Genomic DNA, 16,518 nt, shown 5'->3' with positions numbered 1-16,518 from the left:
GTCAACGGAAGTATGACAGGAAGACGCTTATATCTGTACTTGGTTATGGATATAAGCGCTTTTTATTAGGAAAAATAAAAAGCCGGTGTAACGAGTGACCGGACACGCAGTGAACCGTTACCTTCAAACCCGTTACTATTCACAGCCCTGCAAAAAACGCAGTTCTGTAAACAGGAACACGCTTCGCGATGCACAGATATGGAGCATTCTGCCCCATATCGCGCTGGCTGCCTCGGGATTTTCATGCGCAAGCGCATAAAAACACCTCGCGGGATAGCAGCCGTGAATAGTAACTCAAACCCTATCATAGAAAAAACAGTTGGGGAATGGCATTGTCAATGTAGTGCCTGCAATGATAGAATAACAGCAGAGGAGTTTGTGTGACAGTTCGGGTGACCGGACTGCTGCCGGTTCGTGACACAATCTGGAGGAAGAGATGAAAATACGAGAAATGATTTTGATCACCCTGTCAGCAGGTGTTTTGCTGTTTGCAGGATGCGGTGCAGGACAGAAGGATATAGCCAAAGAGGAGAGGGAACCATATGTGACGGCTTCCTTATTCTGCGATGTGAATTTCTGGGAACCGCCCTCCTGGAGTACAGGGGAGGGGACCATTACCGGGGATATTACCGAAAAGACAGGCTTGGCCCTGGATATTACCGTGCCGCCCCAGAATGCAGACGCACAGCTCAGTCTGATGCTGCTGAATGATGAACTGCCGGACATCATATCCCTCACGGATGAGACGACGATCAGCCAGCTCATCACATCAGGAAAGGTTTGGAATTTGGAGGAATTTTTAAAAAAGTATTGTCCGGATTCCCATCTCCTGAAGTCTTTTCCCGAAGATATTAAAAAGGAACTGATCAAGCGGGACGGCGGCTGGTATGCGTATCCCTCCCATATGAATTCCCAGGATTCCAGGAAAATCTGGAAGCCCAGTTCCAAGTTTTATGAGGACTGGACCAACTATAATGACAACAATGCAGTCATATGGAACAGGGAACTGCTCAGGAAAGCCGGTCTGACCATTGAGGATGTGCAGACAGAGGAACAGGTTCTGGCTGCCTGGGAACAGGTGAAAAATATGCATCTGGACGTAGGAGGGGAAGCGGTGATCCCTCTTTTGGTTGATGGAAAGGGATACAGCGACCCCACCGTGAAATTTCTGGAATACACTTTTGGCGCCGAGCGGGTGGATGAGAACGGAAATTACCGGGATATCCTTCTGCAGCCTGAAGCAAAGCATGCGCTTCTGTTTTTAAATGAGGCCATACGGAAAGGCTATGCATCTCCGGAACAGCTTACTTATGAAAATGCAAAGATAAAGACTCTGATGGCCAAAGGAAATGTGTTCTGCTTTATAGGCAATGTGGCAAACAGCGGCATTGATTACACCGAATGGGTCTCCTCAGGACCTATCTTTTCCTCAGGCGGGGAGACCCCGGTTCTCGGAAAAAATCTGAGAGCGCCCACAGGCTGGCTGGGAACGTTTATCTCAAAAGACTGCAGCCATCCCGCCCAGGTAGCGGCATGGCTGGATTATATGAGCAGTGATGACGGGCTTTTATTCTGGAGCTTTGGATATGAGGGCAGTGATTATCATCTGGATGACCAAGGATATGTGGTGCAGACAGAAAAAGGGGAAAAAGCATCTCTGGATTACGGGCAGACCGGGCAGGGGGCCTGGTGGATGTTTGACAACTTCTCCTGGGAGAGAAGCGTACTGCCGGAACCGGAAAAAGGCAGCAGCACAGAAGCGGAAAAGGAGATCTTTACCGCCTACGGCAGCCATGAGAGGACAGCAGGATATGATGAATCCCTGCTTCCCTTAACGGCGGAGGATATTCCCCCGGAGAGCGAGGAGGGAATCCTGGATGCGAAAATAAGGGAATATGAAAAGGAACAGATTCCCCGGATCGTCCTGGCGGAAAGCCGGGAGGAAGCCGAAGCCCGGTATACGGAGATGACAGAAACCCTGAACAGAATGGGAATTGACAGCCTGGATGCCTATAAAAATGAGATATATCAGAAAAACTGCAGGGAATACGGCAAGAGTATAGAGAAAATAAACGTGACAGTTCAGTAGGCCTGCGTATTCATTTATAAATGAGGGAGAGGACAACTATGAGGAAGAGATTAAAAGACAGTTTATGGCTTCAGCTTATCGCCTTCACTGCCCTTATTATGTTCCTTCTGCTGGCGGCATACACTGTGACGGACAGCTATTCCAGCAGAATGCTCAGGGACCGGACCATTGATCTGAATGAAAAGATTCTGCTGCAGGTAGAAGGAAAAATGGAAGATTTCCATGATACGCTGAACCATGTGGCCACTGCCATGGCCTATGCGCCCACCACATATGACTATTTTACCATGGACCCTGTTGCGAGAGTCATGGCGTCAGAAGATTTGTCGGAGATTTTTTCCAATACGGTTTTGTTGGAGAGTGACATAGCTGGAATCTATCTCTATGACACCTCTCTGAACCAGATCGCAGCCATGGGAAAGGCAGCAAATAACCCGGATTTTGTAACACTTTTGAAGAAGAAGATGGAATTTGGAGATATCTTTTATCTGAATCAGGCAGGCGTGCCTTTTTATACGGTATATTTTCCGGTCTATGATCTGAATAACCGGAAGTACGGCATTCAGATCGGCATGTGCGTGATGATGATGCGGACAGATAACCTGTCAGGGCTTCTGGAGGATTCCCAGACCACGGAGAATACACAGGTATATCTGCTGGACGGCAATGATCAGATAATCGCATCCAGAGGAAATGACGGGCTGGAAGAGCTGGACAGGAGTATGATGAGGAGCACGGACGGCTATTATGTGAAAGTGCGCAGTGTGCGCATGGACGGATGGAAAGTGGTCAGCCGTATACCAGAGAGTGAAATGAACAGCAGCACCGAGAACGGCAAAAAATTTGTGACCACAGCCTATGTGCTGGCATTTGCCCTCCTGATCCTGCTGGTATGGTTCTGTTATAAACGTTTTGTAGGGCCACTGCACCGGGTGGATCTGTTTATCCAGGGGATTGTGTACCGGCCTGAGGAGAGAATGGAGATCGGCAGGGAGGATGAGATCGGTACAGTGGTGCAAAGCCTGAACCATATGCTGGACAAACAGCAGAAGATGAACCAGGAAATCCGGGAATCCCAGAAAAAAATGTATGAGGCGGAGATCGCCAAGAAACAGCTTCAGGTTTTAGCCTACCGGAATCAGATCAATCCTCATTTTCTGTATAATACCTTTGAGTGTATCTGTTCCATGGCACTGTACTATGAGGTGGAGGATATTGCGGAGATCACCATGGCGCTGTCAAAGGTATTCCGCTTTGCCGTAAAAGGGGATAACATTGTCAGTGTGGAGGAGGAAGTCAGCTACATCCGGGAATATGCCAAGATCATAGATTACCGCTTCATGGGTAAGATAGATGTGGACATTGAGATGGATGAGGCGGTGAAAGAGAAGCGGGTGATCAAGCTCATGCTTCAGCCTCTGGTGGAAAATGCCGTATTCCACGGTCTGGAACAGAAAATGGAGGACGGGGAAGTAAACGTATCCATACACATGGAGGGGGAGAGCCATATGATGTTTGTGGTGGAGGACAATGGCTGTGGGATTGAACCGGCAAAACTGGTATGGATGCGGGACAATCTGGACAGCAAGCCAACCGGACAGAAGGGGATCGGAGTGGCAAACATATACCAGAGACTAAAATTATTTTACGGGGATGACGTGGTATTTCGGATAGAGAGCAGATTGGGAGTGGGGACAAAAATCACGATCATAATACCGGAAGAGGTAGAGGAAAGGGGCGGTGAAAATGTACAGGATTTATCTGGCAGATGATGAAACATGGGTGGTGATCGGTTTAAAAAAGCAGATTGAAAGATCAGGACTGCCGTTTCAGGTGATCGGGGAAGCAAACAATGGGGTGGCTGCCATGGAGGAGATTTTGGAGAAAAAGCCTGATGTCCTGATCTCCGATATCCGTATGCCCGGCCTGAACGGCCTGCAGCTTTTGGAGAAGATCAGAGAGAAAGGGTTGGATGTGAAAGTGATCTTCATCAGCGGGTACGCGGAATTTGAGTATGCGCAGTCCGCGATCCGGATGGGGACATTTGACTATCTGCTGAAACCGGTGGAGCAGGAGAAGCTGGACCAGGTTCTGGAAAGACTGCTGGGAGCATTCAGAAGTGAGCGGGGGGAGGCGGAGGAAGTATCTGCGGCGGAACCCATAAACTCCTCCATGATGAACAAGATCATCCGGGAGATACAGGAGAGATACACAGAAAATATCACCCTCTCCGGCCTGGCGGAGGCTCACGGGATCAGCACCGGTTATCTGAGCAGCCAGTTAAAGGCAGAGTTGGGACTCTCCTTCTCAGAGTATATTACCTCAAAACGAATCCAGAAAGCAAAGGAATTGCTTGCGGATGAAAGCCTTTCCGTGGAATCCATTGCAGAGCAGACAGGCTATAATGACTATTTTTATTTCATAAAGGTTTTCAAGAAAAACACAGGGATATCCCCCAGCAAATACAGGAAGAATCTGTAGAAATGTAACAGTTTAGAAAATCCCTACCCGATGGCCGGATGCCTGCTGCCGCCGCACATTTATTTGGTCAGAGCAGTGCAGGCCTGTTTGAAGGATTATGTAGCATTGAACAAAAGCCGGTAAAATTTTTACCCGGAATCAAAAAAAGTACCAAAATAAAAAAATAATTACATGTGCATTCTGTGATTCTCCCTTTATAATATAGATAAATCGATTGGTGAATATGACAAAGCAGTGATCTAAAAGATTTGTCTTGTAGAAAGCGGTTTCATATATTATACTGGAAGTATTACAATCTATACATTATATATGAACAGGTGAGACAATGGGAAAAGAGAGAGTTAGTATTTATCATATCGCAAAGGAAGCAGGAGTATCCCCGGCAACCGTTTCCAGGGTCCTGACAGGCAATGCCAATGTCAGCACAGAGAAGCGGATCAAGGTGGAGGCTCTGATCAAGAAATATGATTTCCGGCCAAATGCCATGGCGCGCAGTCTGAGCAGTACACAGACAAAGCTCATTGGTTTCCTGATCCCGGATATCAGAAATCCTTTTTATGCAACACTTGCCGTGGCCTGTGAGAGGGCTGCCAATGAGAGAGGCTACAGCCTGATGCTCAGCAATTATCTGAATGATATGGAACTTCAGGAACAGAACCTGCAGAAGATGATCGAGATGCGGGTGGATGCCCTGATCATGATCGGCGGCAAAGTGGACGAGATGGTTTCAGACGAGGAGTATGTGGAGAAGATCAACCAGATCACAGATACGATCCCCGTAGTCATCACAGGCAAACTGGACGGCAGTGACTGCTACCAGGTTAATATAGATCAGAAAAAGGCCATGGAGGCTGCAATGGAACATCTTATCGCGTACGGCCACCAAAAGATTGCGCTTATTGGAGGCAGGAAAGATGTGAATTCCACTTATACAAAGCGGGTCACTTACAGAAGCAGTCTGAGAAAACATGGGATCGCATTTTCTGCTGATGACATTGTGGAGACACCGGAGTATTCCGTGGAGTGCGGGCTTCAGGTGATGGACAGGATTTTTGACAGCGGACAAGAACTTCCCACAGCGGTCATTGCCATCAACGATTTTATGGCAATGGGCATTATGCAGTCTATCCGCCGCCACGGACTTTTTATACCGGATGACATCTCCATCCTTAGCTTTGATGACACATTTATCGCGGAATCTGAGACACCATGCCTGACAAGCGTAGGATATGATTATGACAGATTCGCCAATACTCTGGTAGAGACAGCGATCATGGCGATCGAGGGAAAGAATCCGTCTAAAATGCAGCTCATACCCCCTAAACTTGTGATCCGTGAGTCCACGGCAAAGTATAACGGGTAAGAGAAAACGTAAATGGCTTAAAACATAGAAGTGTAAGATTATATCCATATTGAAACGGGTTTCAATATCAGGGGCACGGACATGGTGGAAATACATAAAAACATCTGCAGCTAAAGGGCAGTTGTAATAAAAGAGGACAAGAATAGGAGGAAATGCACGTGTGTTTAACCTAGGAGAGTGAGTGAAAACAGGGAATTATTGAAACCGATTTCAAAAAGAGGAGGAGAATGATGTGAAAGCAAGGAAAAATAAAACAGGAACAGCGGTCATGGCAGGTACCCAAAAGCCATTCTTGAAAAAAGTAAAGGACAACCGGACATTGCTGCTGATGTGTCTTCCTGCCGTGGTGTTTTTTATAGTCTTTAATTACTGCCCCCTGCCGGGTGTGTACATAGCGTTTACGAACTATAATTTCCGGGATGGAATCTTCGGCAGTCCGTTTGTGGGACTGAAGAACTTTGAATTCCTGATCCAATCCGGTGAACTTTGGAAATTGACCAGAAATACACTGCTTTACAATGTGGTCTTTATTGTTCTGGGCAATGTGGTGCAGATCACACTTGCCGTTATGCTCAACGAAGTGCGCAACAAATACTTTAAAAAGGTATCCCAGACCATTATGTTCCTGCCGTATTTCATCTCTGTGGTATTGATCGGAGCCATCGCATTTAATATCCTGAATTACGATACAGGTGCTTTAAATACCCTGCTGCGTGAAACCGGCGGAGACCCTGTCAAGATTTACAGTATGGCAGGTATATGGCCGTTTATCATTATCTTCTGTCAGATGTGGCAGCAGACAGGATACGGTTCGGTTGTTTATTTTGCAGCCATCTGCGGTATTGATTCCGGTATGATGGAAGCCGCGGAAGTGGACGGAGCAACGAGCTGGCAGAGGATCCGCTACATCATCCTTCCAAGCCTGAAACCTACATTCATTATTCTTCTGCTCTTTGCTTTAGGCGGCATTATGAAGGGTAACTTCGGTTTATTCTGGAACATGGTAGGCAATAACTCCCAGCTCTTCCAGACAACCGATATTATTGAGACGTTCGTATACAGGACCATGACAACGCAGAACAACTTCTCTACATCGTCTGCAGTGGGGCTGTACCAGTCCATCTTTGGATTTGCCCTTGTTATGTTCAGTAACTGGCTGGTAAAACGGATCGATCCGGATTACGCATTATTCTAGGAGGTGAGTAAAGTGCAGAATCAAAATAAGACAAAGATAAAACAGGACGCCAGTACCTGGATCGTAAAAATGATTTCTTATCTGGTGATCACAGCTTTTGCGCTGATCTGTCTGCTGCCGTTTATTCTTATCATATCGGCATCACTCAGTACGGAGAGCGTGATCATGAAGGAAGGGTTCGGCCTGCTTCCGAAAGAATTCACATTAGATGCATATACCTGGGTATTCCGGTTCCCGAAAATGATACTGGGCTCTTACGCAGTCACCATCCTTCTTACGGTCTGCGGAACCCTTGTGGGACTGTTCGTTATTGCCATGACCGGCTATGCCCTGCAGAGAAAGGATTTTCCCTTCAGAAATGTAATCTCCTTTTTCATCTACTTTACAACCCTGTTTTCCGCAGGTATGGCGCCCACTTTCATCTGGGTATCCAGATATCTGCAGTTGAAAGGAACCTACTTTGCCGTGTTCTTCCAATTGCTTATGACACCGTGGCTGATCATTCTGATGAAGAACTTTGCAAAATCCGTGCCCTTTGAGATCACCGAGTCCGGTAAGATTGACGGAGCCGGAGACTTCAAGATTTTTATTTCCCTTGTTCTGCCCATGCTGAAACCGGCGCTGGCAACTGTGGGTCTGTTTCTGGCCCTGGGCTACTGGAACGAATGGTACCTCTCATCCCTGTATCTGGGTTCAGAGGTGGATTATAAGCCGCTGCAGTATTATCTGTACAACATCATAAACCAGGCCGCTGCGCTTAAGAACTCAATGGCCGGTGCCGCTGTGACGGTTGCAGACCTTCCGTCCAATACACTGAAGATGGCCACAGCGGTTGTGGCAACCGGACCGATCGTATTTTTGTATCCTTTTGTACAGAAATATTTTATCTCCGGTATCACCGTGGGAGCGGTAAAAGGTTGATATTTTGTAACTGCTGACTGATATGAATTACCCTGTAAGGGATTTATATGAATAAAAAATATAAGAAGTGGAGGATCAAAATGAAAAAGAATACCACAGTAAAACGTACTCTGGCCCTGACCATGGCTGTATTAATGGGAGCAAGCCTGGCAGGCTGCGGAAGCAAAGGCGGTGACGGAGGTTCCAAAGTAAAAGAGGACGGAACCATTGACACTTCCAGCCATGAAGTCATCAACATGCTGGTTCTGGGAAACAAACCTTCCAACGGCAGATTAGATGAGGTGCTGAAAGCGTTAAACAAAGTCCTGACTGAAAAAGTAAATGCAGAGCTGGAACTCACTTATGTTGAGTGGGCTGACTGGCAGACACAGTATAATACACAGCTTTTAAGCGGTGACGCATCCCTTGATATTATCACAACCGCTACAGACTGGCTGTACGGCTGGGAAAATGCGCAGAAAGGTGCATTCCTGCCCCTGACAGAAGATATGCTGAAGACATACGCACCGAAGACCTGGGAACAGGTTGACGCTGACGGCAACTGGGATATCTGTAAATTGAATGATGAGATCATGTTCATCCCTGAGGATAAATACACCCAGTATACAAACCATGGAATGATGTACCGTGGAGACTGGGCAAAAGAGGCAGGCATCACGGATGGAACCATCACAAAATTTGATGAACTGACGACATATTTCAAATATGTAAAAGACAACAAGCCGGATGTTGTACCGTGGGATGCAGGTAAGAATAACCTGGGAAGCCTTCTGGAGCCATACATTTTATCTAATACCAATTACCGTCCGCTTATCGGATGCAATGCAGGTAATTATGAATTCTGGTTTACCTCCAAAGAAGATCCCTATACCGTTTCTTCTCCGTTCATGGAGGATGATGCGATCTATGAAGCTGCTGACATGATGAAAGAATGGAATGAGATCGGCGTATGGCGTGAGGATGCCCTGAACTATGACGGCGATACCAGAGTGGAAATGTATGCAGGTACCTGCGCGGCAGACCAGCACCACAGCCAGACTTACTATTCACAGGTAAAACCCAACATGGATGTAAAACAGCCGGGTTCTGATGTGAAAATGTATTACTGGGGACAGGAAAACAACAATGTGGCAAAACCACTCAAGACTCACGGCGCCGCAGCCATCAGCGCAAACTCCAAACATCCGGAGAGAGCATTGATGGTATATGATCTGCTGCGCAACGACGAAGAGTGCTACCGTTACATCAACTATGGTGTTGAGGGAACAGACTACATTGTGACAGAGGACGGCAAGCTGGATTATCCGGAAGGATGGGATGAGGCAACTGACAAAGTGGATGCCAACTTCTGGTGCGGACGTAACGATGACCTGGAGCTGCAGAATGTAAGCTGGTGGGATGGCACACAGGATATGATCGACAACTATGATAAGATTGCATATGACTATGAATTTGAAAACCTGATCATTGACAAAAACGCAATTGAGACACAGCAGGCAGCCATTGCCAATGTATTATCTGAATATCTGCCTCAGCTTGGTTATGGTAAATATGATGATCCCCACAAAGCCATCGATGAAATGAGGGAAAAGATCAAAGCAGCCGGCTATGAAGAAGTAAAGGCATCTATCCAGAAAGATATTGATGCATTCAGAGGCGAAAAGTGATAAAATCCTAATTAGGAAAGTTTAGTAAAACGCATGGGAATACCAATACTGGCGCAGCGAAAAGTGCCCGGCATTTGGCATTCCCATTTGCCGTATGAACAAATGAAAGTTCAGAAAGGAGTAACTGTGGAAAAATTTGAGATAAAGGATGATTTTTATCTGGACGGAAAAAAGATCAAGATTATTTCCGGAGGGATGCATTATTTCCGTGTGGTTCCTGAATATTGGAGGGACAGACTGGAAAAATTAAAGGCTTTGGGATGTAATACGGTTGAGACCTATATTCCCTGGAACCTTCATGAGAAGGAGAAAGGCGTGTTTGATTTCAGCGGTATTCTGGATATTGCACGTTATGTGAAGACGGCCCAGGAGCTGGGACTGATGGTGATCTTAAGGCCGTCTCCCTATATCTGTGCGGAGTGGGAATTCGGCGGACTTCCCTATTGGCTTCTGCGGGAGGACGGTATGCGCCTTCGCTGTATGTATGAGCCTTATCTGCAGCATGTGAGAGAATACTATGAGGAGCTTTTTAAGGTCATTGCGCCTCTGCAGTATACCAAGGGCGGTCCGGTCATTATGATGCAGGTGGAGAATGAGTACGGCTACTATGGTGATGACAGGGAGTATCTGGAATACATGAAGGATCTCATGACAGAATGCGGATGTGAGGTTCCTCTTGTCACTTCAGACGGTCCGTGGGGAGACGCCTTTGACTGCGGAAAAATAGACGGTGTCCTGCAGACCGGAAATTTTGGCTCCAAGGGAAAAGAACAGTTTGCCATTATGCGTGAGAAGATAGGGGACAAGCCCCTTATGTGCATGGAGTTCTGGGTGGGCTGGTTTGACAACTGGGGTGTGGAATGCCATCAGACCGGAGATCTGGATGAGCATGTGAAGGATTTGGATGAAATCCTGTCTGAGGGGCATGTGAATATTTATATGTTTGAGGGCGGCACGAATTTTGGATTTACAAATGGCTCCAACTACTATGATGTGCTGACCCCGGATGTGACTTCCTACGATTATGATGCTCTGCTGACTGAGGACGGCAGGATCACACCGAAATATGAAGCGTTCCGCCGGGTTATCAGCAAATATGCGGAGATACGGGAAGTAAGTCTGAGTACGGAGATAAAAAGAAAAGACTACGGAACGCTGAGGACAGCCAGAAAAGCCGGGCTTTTCGGAAACCTGAAAAACATAGCCTCTCCGGTTGACTGTGTATATCCTCAGTCCATGGAAAAGCTGGGGCAGGGATACGGCTACATCTTGTACGAAAGTCCGTTGAAATACGAGGGACCTATTGAAAAGATCCGTCTGTGGGGCGCAAATGACAGAGCAAATATGTTTGTGGATGAAAAGCCTGTACTGACACTGTATGACAGGGAACTGCTGACAGAGTATGCGTTTGAGGATCCGGTCCAAAAGGGGGAGAAGATCTCCATTTTGATGGAAAATATGGGCCGCGTCAACTTTGGGCCGGCTCTTGAGCAGCAGCGGAAAGGAATTGACAGAAGCGTGCAGATCAACGGCCATCAGCATTATCACTGGACAGAATACTGCCTGCCAATGGAAGATCTAAGCAGTCTGGATTTTGAGGCCCCGATCAAAGCGGGAGAGCCGGGATTCTATGAATTTACATTTGAGGCTGACGAGACAGGGGATACCTTCCTTGACTTTACCGGATGGGGAAAAGGCTGTGTGCTGGTCAATGGATTTAATATCGGACGTTTTTGGGAGATCGGTCCGCAGAAGCGGTTATATATACCGGCCCCGCTGTTGAGAGAAGGGGAAAATACGATCCTTATTTTCGAGACAGAGGGAAAAGCGCCGGGCAGCATCTCACTTTGCAGTGAACCGGACCTTGGATGAAGAGATGTATTATGAAATAAATGCCAATATCCTGCCGCAGATCAGGCTGGTGGACACAGCTGTGCTGGAGCCGCCCTATGTACACAGAAGGCGGCAGCCGGATGAATATATCCTGTATATTATGAAGCAGGGGGTGCTGTACCTGAGGGAAGAGGAAAAAGAATATGAACTCAGGGAAGGAGATATACTTCTGCTGGATACGGACTTTGTGCACGAAGGACTGAAGGCCTCCGGGTGTGAGTATTTTTATATCCATTTCCGCCATCCCCAGATCTACAGAAGAGAGGTGCAGCCGGGTTTTATGGAGAACCTTCTGCAGATCCGGGGAACCTGCCTGCAGCAGGACAGCGGTTCCCATAAGCGGTACAGAGATGACGTCCTGTGGCTGCCGAAGCACGTTTCTCTGGGCAGAAAGGGAGGCTATCTGCGGGTGCTGCAGCTGATCCAGGAAGCCATGGAACAGCATAGAAACCAGATGGAGAATTATAAAGTGGCGTGTGAGTGCCGCTTTATGGAGGCCCTGGTGGCAATCTCCAGGGAGGCTTTGTCTTCCTGGACGGCCAGGCCCACCCACGGAATCCCATCCTCCTATCACCGGGTCCATGAGCTTTTGAATTATTTGAATGAGAATTATCACCGGCAGATATCAGGTGCAGGAATTGAGGAGGAGTTTTCCTGTAATTTTGATTATCTGAACCGGGTATTTAAAAAGAACATCGGAAAAACCATCTTTGCCTGCCTGAATGAAATACGCATACACCGTGCCATGGAGCTGCTGGCTACCACTTCCATGAAGATCTCCGCCGTGGGATACCGGGTGGGATTTAAGGATGACGGGTATTTTTGCAAGGTGTTTAAAAAGTATACCGGGATATCACCGGGGCAGTATGGGGCTTTGGCAGGGGTGAGGGAGATAGAGTGTGAGGATGGTAACGGAAATTTGCAATAAAAAACTGACGGTCACGCTGATCATTTTTGCAAAACGGGAGTGCCTGTATGGTGCTCCCGTTTTGCTGACTAGACATGGGCCGCGACTGTTTTTGCGGTCCATTTTCTGGATCTCCAGCGTATCAGATAGGCAGTTCCGCGGAAAAATTCGTCCATGGCAAAGGCGATCCAGCACCCTGCAAGGCCAAGTCCCATGCGGATTCCCAGAATATAGGAAAAGAGAATACTCATGGTCCAGCAGGATATCATAGATACCGTCATGGGATAGATCACGTCCCCGGCGCCGCGCAGGGAATTTTCTTCCACATGGTTGAATCCCCGGCCGGTTTCTACCAGGATATCAATGAGCATCAGATGCCTGCCCATGGCAATGATCTGGGGGTCCGAGGTAAAGCATCCAAGCAAAGGCTCTGCCAGAAGAAAGATCAGGAAGGAAAGGGTCACGTTGGCGCCTATGGTCAGTTTCAGGTTCTGAAGATTTAACTTGTATGCCTGCTCATATTTACCCGCTCCGGCGAGCCACCCTATCATAAGGGAAGTGGATAATCCCAGACTCATGCCGAATACATACACGTAAAATACAATGTTGGACACATATATTTTAGTGGAGATAGCACCAACCCCCAATATAGCAATGATGGAGGTGGAGACTACCTGGGAAAGATTGTAGGAAATGGTGCTGACACCTCCCGGGATGCCCACCTTCAGCATAGTTGTGACAATTTTCAATGAAGCGGGACCTTTTTTTCTGAAATTCAGCCCCAGCGGTATTTTCCGCAGGAAAGTGAGTATCAGGAGCAGTCCGAACAACTGGCTGCATACATAGGCGGCAGCAATGCCGGATACCCCGGAAAGGGGAAGTTCTACCGGGCGGAAAATGATCAGATAGTCCAGTGCGGCGTTCATACAGTTCATGGTCAGGGACACGCAGACGGATATCTTAGGCTTCCCGTAACTTCTGAAAATGCCGGAGACGCTGGATGTCACTGCCTGAAAAAATGAAAACTGCACAGCGATCCGGAAATAGGTGACTGCATAGTCCAAAACCTGCCCTTCCAGATGCATAAGGCCCAGAAGAGGCCTGGCTGCCAGGGAAAGAGAGGTGCCCAGAACCAAACTTAATGTGCCGCACAAGATAATGGAGGTAAAAGCAGCGTCAGAAGCCTTTTCTGTATTTTCAGCACCCAGGTTGTGGTTGATGACTATGGACGCGCCTGTGCCGATCACGGTATAAAAGGTGAGTATCATTCCCAGAAGCTGGGTGGCAGAGCCAACGGCTGCCACGGCATCATCTGAGTAATGGGAGAGCATCAGGGTGTTGATGGTGCCCATCATATTAAGAAGCAGCATTTCCGTAAAAAAGGGTACGAAGATGCGGGACAGGGTCATGGTGCCCTGTGGTGTTTTCATAATGCTTAAGGTTTTGTCATAGTGAAAGAATTTCATGGAGTTTCCTTCTTTCTATCTCTGTCACTTTAATGGAGGAAGTATCAGGACCGCTGGTTTTATATTTGCCTCCGCGTCACCGGAAACCGTGATGGTCACTTCTTTTTCCTCATTGATATGGTTTACATAAATTAATAATCTGCCGCAATATGCCCGTCTGAAGTGGGCGCTGTAATCCGTCACATCCGCCAGGTTTCCATTCTCCAGCCCGCATATTCTGCCGTTATCTGCTGTCACATGCAGGAGGGAAGAGTCGGAGAGGACAGGATTGCCCCAGGTATCTCTCATAAGTGCCTCAATTTGATATAACACGGGCTGGGGGCCGGGATGCGGGGAGTCCTCAAAACATTGCAGGGATACACAGCAGGCAGTGCCTGTAGTTATCAGTGTGTGTGAGACTTTTGTTCCATCCAAAGCGGTTCCCAGTGCTTTCAGTGTGCCGGGCGTGTAGGCAGCGGAAAGAGTAATGGCATCCGCGTCCGGATCTTTCTCAAAAGTGCCCAGGCACTTGTCATTCAGCCATATTTCTGCCCGGGGCAGATTGGTGTAACACTTTATAAGCACTTCTTCTTTTTCCGGGTAGTTCCAGGTATCAGCAACAGGGGTCCATTCCCCCCGGTCAGCGTCCATCCGGGCAGTGGACAGATGTATCATGGGCTTGGAGGACCATAGACTCTGTCTGCGGTAATAACCCGGTTTTTCAAATCCGGCAAGTGTCAGAAGCCCTGCACCGGAGCCATGAATGGGCCAGCCTTTAGCTTCCCCCAGATAATCAATTCCGGTCCAGAGAAACTGTCCTGAGATCCAGGGCTTATCCGTCACTGCTCTCCACGCTTCCAGGCTGTGACCGTTTTCGCTTCCGATAAATGGTTTGCCGGGGAATCTGCGGTGGCTTTCCTCATAGAGATGTTCCTTGTAGTTATATCCGGCAACATCCACAGAGTCCAGGAAGCCCAGTCCCGAAGACAGCTCCGGGAAAGCAGCAGCCAGGGTGACAGGACGGGTCTTATCATTTTCTTTCACGATTTTGGACAGTTTTTGTGCGAGCACAGCCAGGCGTCCGGCATCCGGCCTTTGGGGGTTATACTGCCGTTCCTCCGCAGGTTTATCCGCATCATTGTTGCCTGTCATGGTGGTGAAAGAGGCGTGGCAGTAAGGGTCATTGGGGTAGTCGATCTCATTGCCGATACTCCACATGATAACAGAGGGATGGCAGCGGTCACGGCGCACAAGTGCTGTCAGATCCTCTTTATGCCACTGGGGAAACTCCAGATAGTAGCCCTGGTGCTTTGGGGGATACACATTGTGTCCGGTGCTCCATTTGTTTTTGGGACCTTCCCACTCGTCAAATGCTTCATCTATGACAAGAAAACCCATCGCATCGCAGAGGTCATAAAGTTCCGGCATATGGGGATTGTGGCTCATCCGTATGGCATTGCATCCCATATCCTTTAACTTTCTGAGGCGCCTGCGCCATACTGCGGCGGGCACGGCAGCACCCAGACAGCCAGCATCGTGATGGACGCAGACTCCTTTTATCAGAGTGTTTGTGCCGTTTAAGAAAAAGCCTCTGTCAGCATCAAAACAGATACTGCGGAATCCGACGCTGCGTGTGTCAATCCTGTATCCTATAGTGCAGTCAGCTTCCGGAGCACACTCACCGGACAGGCAGATCCAGGTTTCCAAAGTATATAATTCCGGTGAATCCGGAGACCACAGGACAGGGGCAGTTACCACACGGGAAGCCTCAGCCTTGCATACGGTACCGGCAGGGAAGCACATATTGACAGAAGCTTCGGCCTGCACCCCGGAAGCAGCCGAAGGGTTGGTTACGGCCTGCCCTCTCTGTGTTTCATTGGCAGCAAGACCATCATATCCTGTCCTCAAAAGCCTGAATGTAACGGTGGCCCGTACATCCTGCAAGGTATCATTTTTTATCTCACAGGATGCACGAAAGATCGCTTTTTCAGGGGATACCTCAGGTGTTTCAAACGCCGCGCTGTAAGGGACCATATGCACAGGCTCCTGTACTAGAAGCTGTACTTTTCGGGTGATACCGGAGCCGGTGAACCAGCGGGAATCCGCAATATCCCTGTGGTCTACACAGACACAGATGATGTTTTCGCGGTCAAAACAAAACTGCTCTGTAATATCATAAGTAAAGGAAATATATCCGTTTGGCCTGTTTCCCAGATAGTAGCTGTTGCACCAGACACGGCTGTTTTTATAGACACCGTCAAAGGCCAGAGACAGCCTTTTACCTTTCCAGGATTCGTGGGGTGTGATCCGGAACCGATACCATCCGATGCCGCCTGCCAGGTATCCGGTACCACTGGAATATTCTCTGGAGAACGGAAGAGTTACCGACCAGTCGTGAGGGAGCGAAACCGTCTCCCAGGCTGAGTCATCATACCATGCCTGCCATGCATCCGGGCAGTCTCCCGGATGGAATCTGCAGCTTTGTGTTATGGGATAAAATGTTGTATTCAATGGAATACCTCCTAGTTTCTTTTTCTGCTAAAACATATTATAAGGA

General features: G+C 48.1%; 11 protein-coding genes. 9 read left to right on the top strand and 2 right to left on the bottom strand.

What is annotated here, in order from left to right:
- The first annotated feature begins 436 nt into the window (after positions 1 to 436).
- The 9 genes from CI595_RS20930 (at position 437) to CI595_RS20890 (ending at position 12,537) form a co-directional block, all read left to right on the top strand.
- A complete protein-coding gene (locus CI595_RS20930; RefSeq protein WP_095175555.1) occupies positions 437 to 2,089 on the top strand; it encodes an extracellular solute-binding protein in 1,653 nt (550 codons plus the stop codon).
- 38 nt (positions 2,090 to 2,127) lie between these two features.
- Complete coding sequence (locus CI595_RS20925) at positions 2,128 to 3,861, top strand: sensor histidine kinase (RefSeq protein WP_162291936.1); 1,734 nt, start codon at positions 2,128 to 2,130, stop codon at positions 3,859 to 3,861.
- The gene (locus CI595_RS20920; RefSeq protein ID WP_095175553.1) at positions 3,836 to 4,570 is read left to right on the top strand and encodes a response regulator transcription factor; all 735 of its coding nucleotides are present in this window, start codon (positions 3,836 to 3,838) and stop codon (positions 4,568 to 4,570) included. The genes CI595_RS20925 and CI595_RS20920 overlap by 26 nt, the downstream gene beginning before the upstream one ends.
- Positions 4,571 to 4,895: 325 nt before the next feature.
- The gene (locus CI595_RS20915) at positions 4,896 to 5,933 is read left to right on the top strand and encodes a LacI family DNA-binding transcriptional regulator (protein ID WP_095175552.1); all 1,038 of its coding nucleotides are present in this window, start codon (positions 4,896 to 4,898) and stop codon (positions 5,931 to 5,933) included.
- A gap of 232 nt (positions 5,934 to 6,165) precedes the next feature.
- Positions 6,166 to 7,128 carry an ABC transporter permease gene (locus CI595_RS20910; RefSeq protein ID WP_242986957.1) on the top strand — a complete coding sequence of 321 codons (963 nt, stop codon included), beginning with the start codon at positions 6,166 to 6,168 and terminating at the stop codon, positions 7,126 to 7,128.
- Positions 7,129 to 7,140: 12 nt separating this feature from the next.
- Positions 7,141 to 8,049, top strand: a complete 909-nt coding sequence (locus tag CI595_RS20905) for a carbohydrate ABC transporter permease (protein ID WP_243135228.1) — start codon at positions 7,141 to 7,143, stop codon at positions 8,047 to 8,049.
- Positions 8,050 to 8,129: 80 nt separating this feature from the next.
- On the top strand, positions 8,130 to 9,716 hold the full coding sequence (locus tag CI595_RS20900; RefSeq protein WP_095175551.1) for an extracellular solute-binding protein: 1,587 nt from the start codon (positions 8,130 to 8,132) through the stop codon (positions 9,714 to 9,716).
- 126 nt (positions 9,717 to 9,842) lie between these two features.
- Positions 9,843 to 11,588, top strand: coding sequence for a glycoside hydrolase family 35 protein (locus tag CI595_RS20895; RefSeq protein WP_095175680.1), 1,746 nt, complete (start codon positions 9,843 to 9,845; stop codon positions 11,586 to 11,588).
- A 4-nt stretch (positions 11,589 to 11,592) separates the two neighbouring features.
- Positions 11,593 to 12,537 (top strand): AraC family transcriptional regulator, encoded by a 945-nt coding sequence (locus CI595_RS20890; protein ID WP_095175550.1) that lies wholly within the window; start codon positions 11,593 to 11,595, stop codon positions 12,535 to 12,537.
- A gap of 68 nt (positions 12,538 to 12,605) precedes the next feature.
- Here the strand turns inward: CI595_RS20890 and CI595_RS20885 are convergent, their stop codons facing one another.
- Together CI595_RS20885 and CI595_RS20880 are read right to left on the bottom strand one after the other, a co-directional pair.
- Positions 12,606 to 13,982 (bottom strand): MATE family efflux transporter, encoded by a 1,377-nt coding sequence (locus CI595_RS20885; protein ID WP_095175549.1) that lies wholly within the window; start codon positions 13,980 to 13,982, stop codon positions 12,606 to 12,608.
- Positions 13,983 to 14,006: 24 nt separating this feature from the next.
- Positions 14,007 to 16,472 (bottom strand): glycoside hydrolase family 2 TIM barrel-domain containing protein, encoded by a 2,466-nt coding sequence (locus CI595_RS20880; protein ID WP_095175548.1) that lies wholly within the window; start codon positions 16,470 to 16,472, stop codon positions 14,007 to 14,009.
- Positions 16,473 to 16,518 lie beyond the last annotated feature (46 nt).

It is taken from the genome of Blautia hominis, from assembly GCA_002270465.1.
In the GTDB taxonomy this organism is placed as follows: Bacteria; Bacillota; Clostridia; order Lachnospirales; family Lachnospiraceae; genus Blautia; species Blautia hominis.
Note: the sequence above shows the minus strand (reverse complement) of the source record. Positions and strands in the feature narration are given on the sequence as shown.